This is a genomic window from Streptomyces sp. NBC_00631, assembly GCF_045206895.1.
GTDB lineage: Bacteria > Actinomycetota > Actinomycetes > Streptomycetales > Streptomycetaceae > Streptomyces.
The window spans coordinates 7656179-7673355 of sequence record NZ_CP107734.1 but is presented as its reverse complement, the minus strand read 5'-3'; the positions used below and the strand labels follow the sequence as shown (position 1 = coordinate 7673355).

General features: G+C 71.4%; 14 protein-coding genes. 4 read left to right on the top strand and 10 right to left on the bottom strand.

Going from position 1 to position 17177, the window contains the following annotated elements; translation table 11 throughout:
- Positions 1-133: 133 nt before the first annotated feature.
- The 4 genes from OHB00_RS35370 to OHB00_RS35355 form a co-directional block, all read right to left on the bottom strand.
- The gene (locus OHB00_RS35370; RefSeq protein ID WP_406440924.1) at positions 134-1435 is read right to left on the bottom strand and encodes a KamA family radical SAM protein; all 1302 of its coding nucleotides are present in this window, start codon (positions 1433-1435) and stop codon (positions 134-136) included.
- A gap of 19 nt (positions 1436-1454) precedes the next feature.
- Entirely contained in the window at positions 1455-2528 is a 1074-nt protein-coding gene (locus OHB00_RS35365; RefSeq protein ID WP_406440922.1) for a hypothetical protein, read from the bottom strand.
- Between the two features lie 109 nt (positions 2529-2637).
- Positions 2638-3726 carry a branched-chain amino acid aminotransferase gene (locus OHB00_RS35360; RefSeq protein ID WP_406440920.1) on the bottom strand — a complete coding sequence of 363 codons (1089 nt, stop codon included), beginning with the start codon at positions 3724-3726 and terminating at the stop codon, positions 2638-2640.
- 340 nt (positions 3727-4066) lie between these two features.
- A complete protein-coding gene (locus OHB00_RS35355; RefSeq protein WP_406440918.1) occupies positions 4067-5110 on the bottom strand; it encodes a 3-isopropylmalate dehydrogenase in 1044 nt (347 codons plus the stop codon).
- A gap of 132 nt (positions 5111-5242) precedes the next feature.
- Here OHB00_RS35355 and OHB00_RS35350 point away from each other — a divergent pair, with 132 nt between their 5' ends.
- Positions 5243-6832 (top strand): purple acid phosphatase family protein, encoded by a 1590-nt coding sequence (locus OHB00_RS35350; protein ID WP_406440916.1) that lies wholly within the window; start codon positions 5243-5245, stop codon positions 6830-6832.
- Between the two features lie 114 nt (positions 6833-6946).
- Here OHB00_RS35350 and OHB00_RS35345 read toward each other — a convergent pair whose 3' ends face one another.
- Both OHB00_RS35345 and OHB00_RS35340 read right to left on the bottom strand, forming a co-directional pair.
- Positions 6947-7078 (bottom strand): hypothetical protein, encoded by a 132-nt coding sequence (locus OHB00_RS35345; RefSeq protein WP_015493350.1) that lies wholly within the window; start codon positions 7076-7078, stop codon positions 6947-6949.
- 309 nt (positions 7079-7387) lie between these two features.
- On the bottom strand, positions 7388-8083 hold the full coding sequence (locus OHB00_RS35340; protein WP_406440914.1) for an SDR family NAD(P)-dependent oxidoreductase: 696 nt from the start codon (positions 8081-8083) through the stop codon (positions 7388-7390).
- Between the two features lie 94 nt (positions 8084-8177).
- On the opposite strand from OHB00_RS35340, the gene OHB00_RS35335 reads away from it, so the two are divergent.
- Positions 8178-9080, top strand: a complete 903-nt coding sequence (locus OHB00_RS35335) for a helix-turn-helix transcriptional regulator (protein WP_406440912.1) — start codon at positions 8178-8180, stop codon at positions 9078-9080.
- 9 nt (positions 9081-9089) lie between these two features.
- On the opposite strand, the gene pruA is transcribed toward OHB00_RS35335, so the two are convergent.
- Together pruA and OHB00_RS35325 are read right to left on the bottom strand one after the other, a co-directional pair.
- The gene (gene pruA, locus OHB00_RS35330; RefSeq protein ID WP_406440910.1) at positions 9090-10721 is read right to left on the bottom strand and encodes an L-glutamate gamma-semialdehyde dehydrogenase; all 1632 of its coding nucleotides are present in this window, start codon (positions 10719-10721) and stop codon (positions 9090-9092) included.
- Between the two features lie 38 nt (positions 10722-10759).
- Positions 10760-11686: a proline dehydrogenase family protein gene (locus tag OHB00_RS35325; RefSeq protein ID WP_406440909.1), complete on the bottom strand. Its 927-nt coding sequence runs from the start codon at positions 11684-11686 to the stop codon at positions 10760-10762.
- A gap of 142 nt (positions 11687-11828) precedes the next feature.
- Between OHB00_RS35325 and OHB00_RS35320 the strand changes: the two genes are divergently transcribed.
- The gene (locus tag OHB00_RS35320) at positions 11829-13127 is read left to right on the top strand and encodes a PucR family transcriptional regulator (protein ID WP_406440907.1); all 1299 of its coding nucleotides are present in this window, start codon (positions 11829-11831) and stop codon (positions 13125-13127) included.
- A gap of 24 nt (positions 13128-13151) precedes the next feature.
- On the opposite strand, the gene OHB00_RS35315 is transcribed toward OHB00_RS35320, so the two are convergent.
- Positions 13152-13727 carry a TetR/AcrR family transcriptional regulator gene (locus OHB00_RS35315; RefSeq protein ID WP_406440905.1) on the bottom strand — a complete coding sequence of 192 codons (576 nt, stop codon included), beginning with the start codon at positions 13725-13727 and terminating at the stop codon, positions 13152-13154.
- A gap of 97 nt (positions 13728-13824) precedes the next feature.
- Here OHB00_RS35315 and OHB00_RS35310 point away from each other — a divergent pair, with 97 nt between their 5' ends.
- The gene (locus OHB00_RS35310) at positions 13825-15333 is read left to right on the top strand and encodes an MFS transporter (protein ID WP_406440903.1); all 1509 of its coding nucleotides are present in this window, start codon (positions 13825-13827) and stop codon (positions 15331-15333) included.
- Positions 15334-15439: 106 nt separating this feature from the next.
- Here OHB00_RS35310 and serA read toward each other — a convergent pair whose 3' ends face one another.
- Complete coding sequence (serA, locus tag OHB00_RS35305) at positions 15440-17029, bottom strand: phosphoglycerate dehydrogenase (protein ID WP_406440901.1); 1590 nt, start codon at positions 17027-17029, stop codon at positions 15440-15442.
- Positions 17030-17177: the final 148 nt, after the last annotated feature.

The following is a 17177-nucleotide window of genomic DNA, read 5'->3' as shown; positions in this document are numbered from 1 at the left end:
ACATCGAACGTCGCTCTAACAGGGGAGCGACCGCGCGACCCACCCGCCCGTCCGGCGTTCGAGGACGAGGCCGTTCAGGCCGAAGCGGAGGTCTGGGGGCGCAGCCCCCGGCACGTCGGCCGCCCCCCACGGGTCACCCCGGCTCCAGCCCCGGCAGGAACCGGCTCGCCCCGAACGCGGGCTTGAGGTCCGTGAACCACGTCGCCCCCTCGTCGTACGCGGCGAAGAAGGGTCGTCCGACCAGGTCCGGGTCGCGGGCCTGGATCAGGTGGAGCGCGAAGACCTTCTCGCCGGCCACCTCGGTGACGCCGTCCACGCAGACCTTGCCGGGCATCGCCGACATGACCGGGCCGCGGACCGTGCGGGCGAGGCCGGAGACGCGGGCGTAGGCGTCACGGAAGACGGCGTGGCCGCGGGCGAGGGGGACGCCGAAGTAGCCCTGGGGGCCGGTGTCCCGCTCCACGAACTGGTAGTACGGCACCGCGCCGAGCGTGGTCGTCTCCTCCCACAGCTGTGCCCAGGCGTCCGCGTTGTCGTTGATCCCGGCCACCAGCGGGCCCTGGCAGCGGATCACGGCCCCGGTGTCGCGGACGCGGCGCATCGCCTCCCGGACGACGGGCGGACGCAGCTCCTGCGGGTGGGTGAAGTGGGCCATCAGCGCGAGGTGCCGACCGCTCTCCACCACCTGTTCGAAGAGGCGCAGCAGGTCGTCGGCGTCGCGGTCGGTGGTGAAACGGTACGGCCAGAACGCGAGGGACTTGGTGCCGACGCGGATCGAGCGGACGGTGTCGATCCGCAGCAGGGGCTCGACGTAGCGGCGCAGTACCGCCGTGCTCATCACCAGCGGGTCGCCGCCCGTGACCAGGACGCTGGCGACCTCGGGATGAGCGCGCAGATAGGAGCTGGTGGCGGCGACGTCGTCCGTCGCGATGCGCAGGTCCGTCTCACCCACGAACTGCGGCCAGCGGAAGCAGTAGGTGCAGTAGGCGTGGCAGGTCTGGCCCTGGCGCGGGAAGACCAGCACGGTCTCCGGGTACTTGTGCTGGAGGCCGGTCAGCCGCTGCCCCTCGTGCACGGGGACGTTGGCGTCGAGCTGCCCGGAGGGGTGCGGGTTGAGCCGCATCCGGATCTCGTGCGCGGCGCGCTGGACCTCGGCCCGCGGCGCGTCCCTGGCGAGCAGGCCGGCCATCCGGCGGACATCGGGCGCGGGCAGCATCCCGGCCTGCGGGAAGGTCAGCCGGAAGACCGGGTCCTCGGGTACGGCGGACCAGTCGATCAGCTCGTCGACGACGTACGCGTTCGTACGGAACGGCAGGACCGACGAGACCGCCCGCAGCGCCAGCCGCTGATCGTCCGTCAGCAGGACGCGTCGGAGCAGACCGTCCAGGTCACGGGGCGTGAAGGCGCGGAAACGGGGGTGGTGCGCTGAGCTCATGTGTGGCGGGGCCCTCTGTTCATTCCGTGACCAGGACCGTGGACGGCCGCAACTCCACGAAGGCGGCCGCCTGCGCATCGTACTTCTCCTCGAAGTGGTGGATGAGCCGTCGATGCAGCTCGCTCTCGTCGTCCACCACGATGACGTCGTGCGCACCGGACCCGTTCAGGGCGTCGCTGTAGGCGCTGAGCTGGTCGAGCCGGCGGCGGGCCAGATAGGTGACGAGGTCGGGCGCGGCGACGTACAGGCGGTCGTCGAGGAAGACGAAGCGGCAGACGAACTCCCGTCGCCCGTCCGTGGCGTCGACGAGGGTGACGGGAAGCCGGGTGAACCGTTCCATCGGCTTGCCCTGCTGCCACAGTTCGTCGAAGCGCTGCTCCACGAAGGTGCCCAGCGGCGAGCGGACCGCGACCTCCAGCTGGACCCCCTCGCCGGAGAGCCGCCCCACGGTCAGGAAGGAGACCAGGCAGCGCTCGTCCCAGCGGTAGAGGGTGACGCCCGGGGAGGTCGAGCACAGCCGTACCTCAAGGAGCTGCCGGGAGGTCGCGTCCAGGCGGCGCGCGAAGTCGTCCAGGGTGCGCAGGTTGCGCATGATGTCGCGGCGGATGTCGGCGCTCTGTTCGCCCAGTTCGCGGCCGCGCAGGATGACCGCGAGGGAGTCCGGGTCCAGGAGCAGGATCTGCACCCGGGCGCCGCTCGCGGTGGCGGATCTGACACCGCGGAACAGCCGTTCGGAGAACTGCGGCCCGAACAGGTTGGAGAAGGTGTCCAGGACCTTCACGTTGGACGTCGAGCCGTACACCTGGGAGGCGAACCACTCGTAGTCCAGCCGGGTGTGCTCGCGGACCCGGCCCTCCTGGGCCCGGGATATCAGCGGGCCGATGACGAACACGGTGACGACCACGCCGACGATGTCGGTGCCGAGGTTGAGGGCGAGGTTCTGCCCGTAGTTGTCCATCGACGAGGCCCGCCACAGCAGCACGCCGGCGCCGGCGGTGAGCAGGGCGAGCACGGTGAGGCTCTGTGGGCGGCGCGGTGTACGTAACGTGCGCATCAGCCAGCGCAGCCGTGGCATCGGCGACCGTCCGCTCACGCGTGCTCCCTCCCCCGTGTGGACTCAGGAGATACCCGTACGGGGGAGGTGATACGCGTCGAACGGAAAGCCGAAGATCACCTGTTGGTGCGAACGGCGGGGACCGGGATCAGCCGAGCTGGTGCATCCAGCCGTGCTTGTCCTCGGCCGTGCCGCGCTGGATGTCGAGGAGGGCCTCGCGGAGCCTGAGGGTGACCTCGCCGGGCTCGCCGCCCGACTGCTGCCACTCGGCGCCGGCGCGCTTGACCGTGCCGACCGGGGTGATCACGGCCGCGGTGCCGCAGGCGAAGACCTCGGTGAGGGTGCCGTTCTCGGAGTCGCGCTGCCACTGCTCGATGGAGACCCGGGCCTCCTCGGACTCGTAGCCGAGGTCGCGGGCGACGGTGAGGAGCGAGTCGCGGGTGACGCCTTCGAGGATGGAGCCGGTGAGGGTCGGCGTGACGATCTTGTTCCCGTACACGAAGTACAGGTTCATGCCACCGAGCTCCTCGACCCACTGGTGCTCGACCGCGTCGAGGTAGCAGACCTGGTCGCAGCCCTGGGCCGCCGCCTCCGCCTGGGCGAGCAGGGAGGCCGCGTAGTTGCCGCCGGTCTTGGCGTCGCCCATGCCGCCGGGGACGGCGCGGACGCGGTCCTCGGAGGCCCAGATGGAGACGGGCTTGACCCCGCCGGGGAAGTAGGCGCCGGCCGGGGAGGCGATGACCAGGAAGAGGTACTCGTTGGCCGGCTTGACGCCCAGGCCGACCTCGGTGGCGATCATGAAGGGGCGCAGGTAGAGGGACTCCTCGCCGCCGTGCGCCGGGACCCATCCCTTGTCCTGCTGGACCAGCAGGTCACAGGCCTCGATGAAGGTCTCCACCGGCAGCTCGGGCATGGCGAGGCGGCGGGCGGACCGCTGGAAGCGCCTGGCGTTCTGGTCGGGGCGGAAGGTGGCCACCGAGCCGTCGGGGCGGCGGTAGGCCTTCAGGCCCTCGAAGATCTCCTGGGCGTAGTGCAGGACGTTGGTGGCCGGGTCGAGGGGGATCGGCGCGTACGGAACGAGCTGGCCGTCGTGCCAGCCGCGGCCCTCGGTCCACTTGATCGTCACCATGTGGTCGGTGAAGTGGCGGCCGAATCCGGGGTTGGCCAGGATCGCCTCGCGCTCGGCGGCGGCGGTCGGGTGCGCGGACGGCTTGAGCTCGATCGTGGGCGTCGTCATCAGTAGGGTCCTTCGCTTCCAGGCTGGGGCCGGGGCGGCTCCGGTTTTTCGGCCGGGTCCGGGGGTGTCCCCCGGGAGGTGCAGCACCGGTTGTAGTGAGGGGCCGCGCTCACACCCGTACGGCCGGTGTCCCGTAGCAGGGCGAGTGCCCTGTCGTAGGACGTCCGAGCACTCCCTCATGGCGCGGCTCCGCGTTCGATTATCGCGCGAGGGCCGGGGTGGAAGGAATCGGGGTGAATGCGGACCGGGGTAGATGGTGGCACCCGGTGGCAGGCATGGGGAAGCCGCCGGGCGCTTGTGCGACCCGGCGGCTTCTGAGTGGTGCGAGAAGCTCGGCGGGTCAGCCGGCTACTCGTACGGCCAGCGCGTCGCCGATCTCGGAGGTGGAGCGGGCGGGCTTGCCCTGACGCTCGGTGAGGTCGGCGGTGACGGCCTCCTCGACACGGGCGGCCTCGGCGTCGTACCCGAGGTGGCGCAGCAGCAGGGCGACGGACAGGACCGTGGCGGTGGGGTCGGCCTTGCCCTGGCCGGCGATGTCGGGCGCGGAACCGTGGACCGGCTCGAACATCGAGGGGAACTCGCGGGAGGGGTTGATGTTCCCGCTCGCCGCGACGCCGATGCCGCCGGAGACGGCCGCGGCGAGGTCGGTGATGATGTCGCCGAAGAGGTTGTCGGTGACGATGACGTCGAACCGGCCGGGGTCGGTGACGAGGTAGATCGTCGCCGCGTCGACGTGGATGTAGTCCGTCGTGACCTGGGGGAACTCCTCGGCCACCTTGTTGAAGATGTTCGTCCACAGGTGCCCGGCGAAGGTCAGCACGTTGTTCTTGTGGACCAGCGTGAGCTTCTTGCGCGGGCGGGCCTGGGCGCGGGCGAAGGCGTCCCGGACGACCCGCTCGACGCCGAAGGCCGTGTTGACGGACACCTCGGTGGCGACCTCGTGCTCGGTGCCCTTGCGGATGGTGCCGCCGTTGCCGGTGTACGGTCCCTCGGTGCCCTCGCGGACCACGACGAAGTCGATCTGCGGCTCGCCGGCCAGCGGGGTGGCGACACCCGGGAGCAGCTTCGACGGGCGCAGGTTGACGTGGTGGTCGAAGGCGAAGCGGAGCTTCAGCAGGAAGCCGCGCTCCAGGACGCCGGAGGGAACGCTCGGGTCACCGATGGCGCCCAGCAGGATGGCGTCGTGCTGCTTCAGCGCGTCGAGGTCGGCGTCGGTGAGGGTCTCACCGGTGGTGTGGTAACGCTTGGCGCCGAAGTCGTACTCCTTGGTCTCCAGCTTCACGTCCTCGGGGAGGACGGCGGAGAGGACCTTGAGGCCTTCGGCCACGACTTCCTGCCCGATGCCGTCACCGGGGATCACTGCGAGATCGATGCTGCGAGACATGTCGGCACCCTACTCCTCGTCCCATGGGATGACATGGAGTGTCCGGCATACGGACGCGGCGGGTCGTTCCGTCAACCGGCGTTCACCCGTGTGTGCGGCTGGCGTTGGCCCGCGCTGGGAAGCGTCTCACCTATGACTGCGCCTTCCAGGGGGACACCCCCCGGACCCCCCGTCCCCGACTTCGGCATCCCGCCGCGGCTGGCCGCGCGGATGAGCATGGCCGAGCAGTACGAGTACCTGCGTGCCCGGCCGGTGAGCCGCCGCACCCTGGTGACGGCGGCCGCGGTGGCGGGCGGCGGGCTGGTCGCGGGCTGCTCGACGACGCCGGCGAGGTCCGCGAACCCGGCACCGGCGACCTCGGCGGTCCGCGGCGCGGCGGTCGTGCCGTTCGGCCGCCATCTCGCCTTCGGCGTCGATCCGCGGACGCAGCTGCGGATCTCCTGGCAGGTGCCGTTCGCGGTGCGGAAGCCGTTCGTGCGGATCGGGACGCGCCCGGACCAGCTGGGCACACCCGTCGCCGCCGAGGTCCGGCATCTGCACACGCCCGGGGTGCAGGGGGTGCGCCCGGTGGTCGAGCAGTACTACGTCCACGCAGCCCTGGACGGCCTCACGCCCGGCACCACGTACTACTACGGCGTGGGCCACGACGGCTGGGACCCCACCGCCCCCGGCCACCGCGCCACCATCACCCCGTTCCGCACCGCGCCCGCGAGCCCGGAGCGGTTCGTGTTCACGGCCTTCGGCGACCAGGGCGTCAGCCGGGCCGGGAAGGCCAGTGACAACGCGCTGCTGAAACAGGACCCGGCCTTCCATCTGCACGCCGGCGACATCTGCTACGCGGACGGCAACGGCACGGGCAGGACCTCGGACGGCTACGACGCCCGGGAGTGGGACCGGTTCCTGAAGCAGAACGACCCGGTGGCCCGGTCCGTCCCGTGGATGGTGACGACCGGCAACCACGACATGGAGGCCTGGTACTCCCCCGACGGCTACGGCGGCCAGTACGCCCGTTTCGCCCTCCCGGACAACGGCTTCGACCCGCACGGGGCGCCCGGCGTCTACGCGTTCACCTACGGCAACGTCGGCTTCGTGGCGCTGGACGCGAACGACGTGTCGTACGAGATCCCCGCCAACCTCGGCTACAGCGGCGGCCGGCAGACGAAGTGGCTGGAGAGCAAGCTGAAGGAGCTGCGGGCGGCGAAGGGCGTGGACTTCGTCGTCGTCTTCTTCCACCACTGCGCGTACTCGACGTCCTCGCACGCCTCCGACGGCGGGATCCGGGCGGCCTGGCTGCCGCTGTTCGCCGAGTACCAGGTGGACCTGGTGATCAACGGGCACAACCACGTCTACGAGCGCACGGACGCGGTGCGGGACGGCGAGGTCGGCCGCGCGGTCCCGGCCGGCGGCTCGACCGACCCGACACGGGACGGGATCGTGTACGTCACGGCGGGCGGCGGGGGACGGGACCTGTACAGGTTCCCCTCGGGGGTCGAGGACAGCTACGAGGGGCACGTGACCCGGCACGACGCGGTGGACAGCTTCCACTGGGCGAAGGGGCAGCACAACGTGGCCGAGACGGTGGAGTGGTCGCGGGTGCGGTACACCGGCTTCTCCTTCCTCAAGGTCGAGGCGGAGGCGGGTACGGCCCCGAGGCTGAAGGTGTCGGCGCTGGCACAGAGCGGCGCGCGGATCGACCACTTCGAGGTACGGCGCGGGCAGTGATCCGCAGGGTACGGCGCGGCTGTCCCGGCCGCGCCGTACCCCGTGCGGGTGCGGCTCCCGTCGAGGGGTTGCTACACGTGTTACCGGCGAGGCGTCAACGGCTTGTCGAACGGCTCAGTGGCCTGTCTCGCCGCCGTTGTCCCGGCGGTCGAGGGCGCGCTGGAGGGCGGCGGCGGCGTTCTTGCGGTCGGACTCGCTCGTGCGGGACACGTGGCGGACTCGGCGGCGGACGGTCGTCTCGGCCATGGGAATCGACTCCTTCGGCATACCTGGAGTACGGCAGGGGGGATACGAGACGCCGGAAGGGGCGGGGAGCGGGGCCGCAGGGGTTGCCTGCACGGGGCCCGGCTCACGACCGCCATTCGCTTGATCTAGCGAGACGTTCGGCTCCTACAAAAGTAAGGGAGCGGCCCGCTTCTGTCTGCACAATTACTCGGACTTCCTACTATCTGAGACGGCGAAGCGGGCCGCACGGCTGTGAGCTGGGCTTTTGACGGGTGAGGCGGATGCTTCCGGAGGGGCGAACGGGTTACACGACGGCGGAGGCCGTACGGACTACCAGGCGACCGGGCCGTGCCGGTCGATGAAGCGGCCCGTCCCGGCGTCGGACGGCTCGGTGGCGAGGCGGACGATCGCGTCGGTGCCCTCGGTGACGGTCTGCGGGCCGCTGTGCGCGTTGAGGTCGGTCGCCGTGTAGCCGGGATCGACGGCGTTGACGCGGATGTCCTTGAAGGCCTTGGCGTACTGGGTGGTGAGCATGACGAGGGCCGCCTTGGAGGAGTTGTAGAGCGGCGCCACGACGGTGGACTCGACCCGGGCCGGATCATGGGTGACGGCGATCGACCCCAGTCCGCTGCTGACGTTGACGACGACGGGGTCCGCCGAACGGCGCAGCAGGGGCAGGAACGCGGTGGTCGCGCGGATGACACCGAAGAGGTTGACGTCGAACACGGCGAGCGCGTCGGCGGCGGTGAGCTCGCCCGGGTCGCCGTGCGGGCCGGCGATGCCGGCGTTGTTGATCAGCACGTCGATCCTGCCCTCGTGGGCGGCCACGTCCGCGGCCGCGGCGGCGACCGAGGCGTCGTCGGTGACGTCGATCCGGACGAACCGCGCGCCGAGCGCGCCGGCCGCCGCCGCGCCCTGCTCCGGGTCGCGGGCGCCGACGAGCACGGTGTGGCCCAGCTCGACGAGGCGGCGGGCGGTCTCGCGGCCGAGGCCCTTGTTGGCCCCGGTGATGAAGGTGATGGTCATGGGCCGATCGTGCGCCCGGCGCGAACGCGCTGCCAGGGACGCCTCGACCGTAGGAACGTCGGTACCAGGACCGCCGAGGAGGCAGGATGGAGGAATGACCGGGAAAACGACGACCGACCTGGGTGCCACCATCCGTGCCTGGCGGGAGCGGCTGTCACCGTCGGACCTGGGACTGCCGGTCGGCCGGGCCCGGCGCGCGGCCGGACTGCGCCGTGAGGAACTCGCCGAACGCGCCGGGGTGTCCGTCGACTACGTGGTCCGCCTGGAGCAGGGCCGGGCCACGGCACCGTCCGGACAGGTGGTCGCCGCCCTCGCCCGCGCCCTGCGGCTGACCCGCACCGAGCGCGAGCACCTCTACCGCATGGCCGGGCTGCAGCCCCCGGACGACGGCCCGATCCCCGACCAGCTCCCGCCGGGCGTGCACCGCGTGCTGAACCGGCTCGGCGATGTCGCGGCCGCCGTGTTCACCGCGCACTGGCAGCTGCTGTGCTGGAACCCCGCCTGGGCCGCACTGCTCGGCGACCCGTCGGACACCCCGCCCGAACTGCGCAACCTCGCCCGCGAGCGGTTCCCGGTGGGCGGCGAGGCGGCCCGGCTCTCGGCGTGGCCGGTGCGGGCGGCGAACGGCGACGACTCCGACCTCGCGATCGTGGCCGACCTGCGCCGCGCCACCGGCCGCTTCCCGCACGACGCCCGGCTGGCCGAGCTGGTCCGCGAACTGGCCGAGGGCAACGAGCGGTTCGCCCGGCTCTGGGCGAGCGGCACGGTGGCCGCCCATCGCGGGGACCGCAAGACGGTCGAGCATCCGGAGGTGGGGCCGGTGGAGGTGGACTGCGACGTCCTCACGGACGGCGATTCGGAACTGAAGATCGTGATCCTGACGGCGGCTCCGGGCAGCACGGACGAGGCCGGGCTCAGGGCCCTGTTCCAGCCATGGGAACAGGCCGGGAAGCCGGCTCGTGGGTCAGGCTTCCCGGCCCGTGCTCGGGTGGGGTGACGGCGCAGGTCAGCCCATGTGCGGGTACGCGTAGTCGGTCGGCGGGACCAGGGTCTCCTTGATCGCGCGGGTCAGGGTCCAGCGCAGCAGGTTCTGCGGGGCGCCGGCCTTGTCGTTGGTGCCGGAGGCACGGCCGCCGCCGAAGGGCTGCTGGCCGACGACGGCGCCGGTCGACTTGTCGTTGATGTAGAAGTTGCCGGCCGCGTAGCGGAGCTTCTCCATCGTGTACGCGGCGGCCGCGCGGTCGTTGGAGACGACCGAACCGGTCAGCGCGTAGTCGGACACCGACTCCATCTGGGTCAGCATCTCGTCGTACTTGTCGTCCTCGTAGACGTGCACGGCGAGGAACGGGCCGAAGTACTCGGTGCGGAACACCTCGTTCTCCGGGTCGTCGCAGACGACGACCGTCGGGCGCACGAAGTAGCCGACCGAGTCGTCGTAGGAGCCGCCCGCCACGATCTCGCAGGACGGGTCGGTCTTCGCCCGGTCGATCGCGGCCTTGTTCTTGGCGAAGGCACGCTCGTCGATCACGGCGCCGATGAAGTTCGACAGGTCGGTGACGTCACCCATGGTCAGGTAGTCGACCTCGGCGGCGAACTCCTCACGGAAGCCGTCGTTCCAGATGGACGCCGGGATGTACGCGCGGGAGGTGGCCGAGCACTTCTGGCCCTGGTACTCGAAGGCACCGCGGGTGAGCGCCGTCTTGAGGACGGCCCGGTCGGCGCTCGGGTGGGCGACGAGGAAGTCCTTGCCGCCCGTCTCGCCGACCAGACGCGGGTACGAGCGGTACTTCTCGATGTTGTTGCCGACCGTCTTCCACAGGTACTGGAAGGTCCTGGTGGAGCCGGTGAAGTGGATACCGGCCAGGTCCCGGTGTTCCAGCGCGACCTTCGACACCTCGATGCCGTCACCGGTGACGAGGTTGATGACGCCCTTGGGCAGGCCGGCCTCCTCCAGCAGCCGCATCAGCAGCACGGCCGCGTGGGTCTGGGTCGGCGACGGCTTCCAGACCACGACGTTGCCCATCAGCGCGGGCGCGGTGGGCAGGTTGCCGGCGATCGCGCTGAAGTTGAACGGCGTGATCGCGTAGACGAAGCCCTCCAGCGGGCGGTGGTCGAGGCGGTTCCAGACGCCCGGGGAGTTGGCCGGGGGCTGCTCGGCCAGGATCTGGCGGGCGTAGTGGACGTTGAACCGCCAGAAGTCGACCAGCTCGCAGGGCGAGTCGATCTCGGCCTGCTGGGCGGTCTTGGACTGGCCGAGCATGGTGGAGGCGGCGATGGTCTCGCGCCAGGGGCCGGCGAGCAGTTCGGCGGCGCGCAGGATGATCGCGGCGCGGTCGTCGAAGGACATCGCGCGCCAGGCGGGCGCGGCGGCGAGGGCCGCGTCGATCGCGTCCTGGGCGTCCTGCCGGGTGGCGTGCCGGCCGGTGCCGATGACGGCCTTGTGGTTGTGCGGCTGGACGACCTGGAACGGCTCGCCGCCGCCGAGCCGGCGTTCGCCGCCGATGGTCATCGGCAGCTCGATCGGGTTCTCGGCGAGCTCCTTGAGCTTCGCCTCCAGCCGGGTGCGCTCGGCCGAGCCGGGGGCATAGCCGTGCACCGGCTCGTTGACGGGGGTGGGGACCTGGGTCACAGCGTCCATGAGATCCGTAACTCCTTGTACGTGAGCGGGTGTTCGGTTCAGCCCTTGCTGATCATCGAGCGGACGAAGAAACGCAGGTTCGCCGGCTTCTCCGCCAGCCTGCGCATGAAGTAGCCGTACCAGTCGGTGCCGTAGGCGGTGTAGACGCGCATCCGGTGGCCTTCGGCGGCGAGCCGCAGGTGTTCGTCGCTGCGGATGCCGTACAGCATCTGGAACTCGTACTCGTCGGGCTTGCGGCCGGCGCGCCGGGCGAGTTCCTGGGCGATGGAGATGAGGCGCGGGTCGTGGGAGCCGACCATCGGGTAGCCCTCGCCCTCCATCAGGGTCTTCAGGATGCGCACGTACGCCTTGTCGATCTCGTGCTTCTGCTGGTAGGCGACCTCGGCGGGCTCCTTGTAGGCGCCCTTGACCAGCCGGACCCGGCTGCCGGCGGCGGCGAGGCGGCGGGCGTCGGCCTCGGTGCGGAAGAGGTAGGCCTGGATGACGCAGCCGGTCTGCGGGAAGTCCTTCCGCAGCTCCTCGTGGATGGCGAACATCGAGTCGAGGGTGGTGTGGTCCTCGGCGTCGAGCGTGACCGTCGTACCGATGGCGGCGGCGGCCTCGACGACCGGGCGGACGTTCGCCAGGGCCAGTCCGTGGCCGCCGGGAAGGGCCTGGCCGAACATGGAGAGCTTGACCGACATCTCGACCCGCTCGCCGAGGCCCAGCTCGCGCAGCCGGCCGACCAGCGCGAGGTAGGCGTCCCGGGCGGCGGCGGCCTGCTCGGGGGTCGTGATGTCCTCGCCGACGACGTCCATCGTCAGCTCCAGGCCGCGGCCCGTGAGCTCCTCGATGATCGGGACGATGTCGTCGACCGACTCACCGGGGATGAAGCGGTCGACGACCTGCTTCGTCACCGGGGCCGCCGAGATCAGACGTCGCATCCGGTCGCTGCGCGACGCGGCGAGAATCACGGGACCCAGCACGGGGCACCTCCACAGCACATGCCAGACAGGCCGCGATCCGACGATTTGGATACGGCACGGGGAACCACCGTGAAAGTTAAGGATCCCTCCGATCGTGGGCCATCGACAGCTGTCACGCATCCGTGCCGCAGATCTCAGACAGATGTATGAAGGCGACCGTGAATTGCGGGAGAATGCCCGGGTGACGTCGGAATTCAAGGGTGACTACCAGGAGCTGGTCGACGAGATCTCGGAGCTGCTGGGCGTCCCGGCGACCCTGGAGAACCGCGACTTCGAGCTGATCGCCTTCGGCGCGTACGACAGCGAGGGCGACCTCGATCCGTCGGCGCTGGACCCGGTCCGCACCCGCTCGATCCTGACCCGGCGCTCCACTGCGGCGGTCCGCACCTGGTTCGAGGGCTTCGGCATCACCCGGGCGACCGGACCGGTCCGGATCCCGCCGACCCCGGAGGCGGGGGTGTACCGGGGGCGGATCTGCCTGCCGGTACGCCATCGGGGTGTCGTCCTCGGCTACGTCTGGCTGCTCGACTCCGAGCCGGGCCCGACGGACGCCCAACTGGCCGCGGCCATGGGGGTGGCAGGGCGGATCGGGGCGCTGCTCGCGGACGAGGCGCAGGCGGGGGCGGGGCTGGGCCGGGAGCTGCGGGCGGTGCTGGTCGCGGCGGGCGGCTGGCAGCGGGAGATGGCGGTGGCCGAACTCCGCACCGCCCTCGGCGCCCGCGCGGACGGCCCGCACACCCTGGTCTGCGTCGCCCCCTGGCCGTCCGCCGCCCCGGACGACACTCCGTCCCCGCGCACGGTCCCGCACGCCACCGCGCTGTGCGCCCTGCCCTGGGGCGCCGCCGGTCACAGCCTCGCCGTGCTGGTCCGGCTGCGCAGCACGGACACGGCCACCCCCGCCCTGACGGCCGCCGCCCGGCTGCTCAAGGACGCGGAGGAGGCCCGGTCGGCGGCCGCCCGGGGGACCGGGGCGCGGACGGCGGCGGCGGTGGCCGCGGGGTTCGCCGGGCCGGTGCCGGCGGTGCCGGAGTGTGCCGCGGGGGTGGGCGGGGCCCGGACCGGGCTGGCGGAGCTGGGCGCGGTCTGGCAGGAGGCGTCGGCGGCCGCCCGGGCCGCGCTGGCGGAGCCGCGGTTGGGGCCGGTCGCGCGGTGGGCGGACATCGGCCCGTACCGTCTGCTGACCGCGCTGCCGCCGGAGGCGTCCCACGACCGGGCCGTGGCCCCGCTGCTCACCCCGGCCCACCACGAACTGGCCCGCACCGCCGAGGTCTACCTCGACCACGCGGGCCAGGCGGGCCGCACGGCCACCGCGCTCGGCATCCACCGGCAGACCCTGTACTACCGCCTCTCCCGCGTCGAACAGCTCACCGGCCTCGACCTGGACGACGGCGAGGACCGGCTGCTGCTGCACATGGCGCTGAAGAGGGCCCGGCTCGCCTGAGGAGCGCCGCGCGCGACGTTCACGTCAGCTCCGGGTCGCGGCCTCGACGATCTGGCGCAGCCCCTCGGTGAGCGCGTCGCCGTCGGGGGCGGTCTTCGGGTCGAAGGTCCACTGCGAGATGAGGCCGGACATCAGGGTCATGTAGAAGCGGCCCAGGGTGTCGGCGGTCTCGTCGGAGACCTCCTCCTCCGGTACGCCCATCAGCAGCGAGGTCAGCCCCCGGCCGCCCTCGCGCTGGGCGCGCGCCAACTGGTCGCGCACTTCCGGCAGCTGGTCGCCCATGGTCACGATCTCCACGCTGAGCCGCCACATCGAGCCGGGCCCGCGCATGCTGTCGACGATGTTCGACCACACCTCGCGGAACCGTTCCAGTGAGCCCGGCGCGCCGGTGAGCCCGCCGTCGCCGCCCTCGAAGGACATCTCCTCCACCAGCGCGATGTAGGCCTGGGCGAGCAGCGCGTCCTTGGAGCCGTAGTGGTAGCCGATCGAGGCGAGGTTGGTCCCCGACTCCCTGACGACGTCGCGCGCCGTCGTCCGCGCGAACCCCTTCTCCAGCAGGCAGCGCTTGGCGCCTTCCAGCAGATCCTCACGGTGTCCCATGCGGACCACCCTACCCGGGATCCATACAAGTGTCCTAGACGCGTGAATTATACAAGCGTTCTAGACAAGCGTTTAAGACGCTCGTATATTCCCTGGCATGACGAACCCGACGAGCACGAACACCCCACCGACCACGACGGCTCTGGCCGGGCGCCGCGAATGGACCGCGCTCGGCGTGCTGATGCTTCCGCTGCTCCTGGTCTCGATGGACGTCTCGGTCCTCTACTTCGCCCTTCCGGCGATCGGCGCGGACCTGGCGCCGAGCGGCACCCAGCAGCTGTGGATCCTCGACATCTACGGCTTCGTCCTGGCCGGCCTGCTGATGACGATGGGCGCGCTGGGCGACCGCATCGGCCGCCGCCGGCTGCTGCTCGCGGGAGCCGCGGCCTTCGGCGGCGCCTCGCTCCTCGCCGCGTACGCGGACAGCGCCGGAACCCTGATCGCCGCCCGCGCGATCCTCGGCATCGGCGGCGCGACCCTGATGCCGTCGACGATGGCCCTGCTGCGCACGATGTTCACCGACCCCGGCCAGCGCGCCAAGGCGATCGGCCTGTGGTCCGGGGTGATGACGGGCGGGATCGCGCTCGGCTCGGTGATGAGCGGCATCCTCGTCGAGCACTTCTGGTGGGGCTCGGTCTTCCTGGTCAACCTGCCCGCGATGGCGCTGCTCCTGATCGTCGGCCCGTTCCTGCTCCCGGAGTCCAAGAACCCCTCCCCCGGCCGCTTCGACTGGCCGAGCGTCCCACTCTCGATGGCCGCCGTGCTCCCCGTCGTCTACGGCGTGAAGGAGATCCCCTCCGAGGGCTGGCACCCGCTCTACGTCGTCTCGATCACCGTCGGCCTGCTCTTCGCCGCCCTCTTCGTCCACCGTCAGCGCACCACCGGCTCCCCGCTGATCCCGCCGGCCCTGCTGAAGGGCCACGGCTTCACCGCGGCGCTGGTCCTGAACCTGGTCGCCTCGCTCGCCATGATGGGCTCGGCGATCTTCACCACGCAGTACCTGCAGTCGGTCCTCGGGATGAGCCCGCTCGCGGCGGCGCTGTGGAGTCTGCTGCCCTCGGTGTTCATCGGGGTCGCGGGGCCGGTCACGGCACAGCTGGTGCAGCGCGGCGCCGACCGTGGACACGTGGTCGCGGGCGGCTTCGCGGCCATGGCGGCCGGGTTCGTCCTGCTCACTCTGATCGGCACCGACTCGCTGTGGCTGGTGCTGACCGGGGCCGGCGTCCTCGCCTGCGGGATGGTCGCGATCATGTCCCAGCTGACGGACCTCGCGATGACCGCCGCACCGGTGGAACGGGCCGGGACGGCGTCCTCGCTGCTGGAGACGGCTTCGGAGTTCGGCGGGGCGCTCGGCATGGCCGTGCTGGGCTCGATCGGTACGGCGGTCTACCGCCACGAGATGCCGGCCACGGCCCCGGCCGAGGCCCGCGAGACGCTGAGCGGCGCGCTGGCGACGGCGGGCCGGCTCCCGGGACCCGCGGGCCAGGCCCTGACCCACACCGCCCGCGAGGCGTTCACCAGCGGGATGCAGGGGGCGGCGATCGCGGGGGCGGTGCTGCTGGTGGGGGCGGCGGCAGGGGCCGCGGTGACACTGCGAAGGAGGTGACTGTGCAAACGCCGGACGGGCTGGGTTTCCCAGCCCGTCCGGCGTTTGAGGACACGACGCAAGCCTTCCGGCCCACCGAGTCGGGTGGGCCGGCGGGCAAGAAAAATCAGACCAGGTTCACCGAACGAGCCGACGTGGCCCCGATCTCCGCCTCGACCTCGGCCAGCACGCCGGGCGCCACCGTGTCGTCGACGGTGAGAACAGCGAGCGCCTCGCCGCCCACGGCCGCGCGAGCGACCTGCATACCGGCGATGTTGACGCCGGCCTCCCCGAGGATGCGGCCGACGGTGCCGACAACGCCCGGCCGGTCCTCGTACCGCAGCACCAGCAGGTGGTCGGCGATCGCGAGGTCGACGTCGTACTCGCCGACCGCGACGATCTTCTGCACGTTCTTCGGGCCGGCCAGCGTGCCGGAGACCGCGACCTCCTCGCCGTTGCCGAGGGTGCCGCGCACGGTGACGACGTTGCGGTGGTCGGCCGACTCCGAGCTGGTCGTCAGCCGCACCTCGACACCGCGCTCCTGCGCGAACAGCGGCGCGTTGACGTACGACACCGTCTCGTCGACGACGTCCTCGAAGACGCCCTTGAGCGCGGAGAGTTCCAGCACCTTCACGTCGTGCTGGGTGATCTCGCCGTAGACCTCGACGTCGAGGCGGACCGCGACCTCACCGGCGAGCGCGGTGAAGATACGGCCGAGGCGCTCGGCAAGGGGCAGGCCCGGCTTGACGTCCTCGGCGATGACACCGCCCTGGACGTTGACCGCGTCCGGGACCAGCTCGCCGGCGAGGGCGAGGCGGACGGACCTGGCGACCGCGATGCCCGCCTTCTCCTGGGCCTCGTCGGTGGAGGCACCGAGGTGCGGGGTGCAGACGACCTGGTCGAGCTCGAAGAGCGGGGAGTCGGTGCACGGCTCCTTGGCGTACACGTCGAGGCCGGCGCCGGCGACCCGGCCCTCCTTGAGCGCCGCGTACAGCGCCTCCTCGTCGACGATGCCACCGCGCGCCGCGTTGACGATCCGCACCGACGGCTTGACCTTGCGCAGCGCCTCGTCGCCGATCAGACCGACCGTCTCGGGGGTCTTCGGAAGGTGCACGGTGATGAAGTCGGCGACTTCGAGCAGCTCGTCCAGCGACAGCACCTTGACGCCCATCTGCGCGGCGCGGGCGGGCTGGATGTAGGGGTCGTACGCCACGACCTTCATGCCGAAGGCGGACATGCGCTGCGCGACCAGGGCACCGATGCGGCCGAGGCCGACGACGCCGAGGGTCTTCTCGGCCAGCTCGACGCCGGTGTACTTGCTGCGCTTCCACTCGCCGTTCTTCAGCGCGGAGTTGGCCTGCGGAATGTGGCGGGCGCTGGCGATGAGCAGGCCGCAGGCCAGTTCGGCGGCGGTCACGATGTTGGAGGTCGGAGCGTTGACGACCATCACGCCGGCCTTGGTGGCGGCGGAGACGTCGACGTTGTCCAGGCCGACGCCGGCTCGTGCGACGACCTTCAGCTTCCTGGCGGCGGCGATGGCCTCGGCGTCGACCTTGGTGGCGGAGCGGATCAGGATCGCGTCCACGTCGGCGATGGCGGGGAGCAGCTCGGCTCGGTCTGCTCCGTTGGCGTGCCGGATCTCGAAGTCCGGGCCCAGCGCGTCGACGGTGGCGGGCGACAGCTCTTCAGCGATGAGTACGACAGGTTTCGAGCTCACGTGAGTCCTCACATGTCCAATGCGGACGGCCGTCCCGACGGCCGCAGGCGGTGGAGGTTGGCTAGCCGCGTGGAGACGCACGACGCTGTGGGCCTGACGCGTATGTAGTACGGCAGTGTAGTGGCGTGGCGGAGGTCGTCCTGCGCCT

Coding starts and splice junctions, on each gene's coding strand:
- OHB00_RS35370 (WP_406440924.1), bottom strand. CDS start 1,435: ATGAGCTCAGCGCACCACCCCCGTTTCCGCGCCTTCACGCCCCGTGAC.
- OHB00_RS35360 (WP_406440920.1), bottom strand. CDS start 3,726: ATGACGACGCCCACGATCGAGCTCAAGCCGTCCGCGCACCCGACCGCC.
- OHB00_RS35355 (WP_406440918.1), bottom strand. CDS start 5,110: ATGTCTCGCAGCATCGATCTCGCAGTGATCCCCGGTGACGGCATCGGG.
- OHB00_RS35350 (WP_406440916.1), top strand. CDS start 5,243: ATGACTGCGCCTTCCAGGGGGACACCCCCCGGACCCCCCGTCCCCGAC.
- OHB00_RS35345 (WP_015493350.1), bottom strand. CDS start 7,078: ATGGCCGAGACGACCGTCCGCCGCCGAGTCCGCCACGTGTCCCGCACG.
- OHB00_RS35340 (WP_406440914.1), bottom strand. CDS start 8,083: ATGACCATCACCTTCATCACCGGGGCCAACAAGGGCCTCGGCCGCGAG.
- OHB00_RS35335 (WP_406440912.1), top strand. CDS start 8,178: ATGACCGGGAAAACGACGACCGACCTGGGTGCCACCATCCGTGCCTGG.
- pruA (WP_406440910.1), bottom strand. CDS start 10,721: ATGGACGCTGTGACCCAGGTCCCCACCCCCGTCAACGAGCCGGTGCAC.
- OHB00_RS35320 (WP_406440907.1), top strand. CDS start 11,829: ATGTATGAAGGCGACCGTGAATTGCGGGAGAATGCCCGGGTGACGTCG.
- OHB00_RS35315 (WP_406440905.1), bottom strand. CDS start 13,727: ATGGGACACCGTGAGGATCTGCTGGAAGGCGCCAAGCGCTGCCTGCTG.
- OHB00_RS35310 (WP_406440903.1), top strand. CDS start 13,825: ATGACGAACCCGACGAGCACGAACACCCCACCGACCACGACGGCTCTG.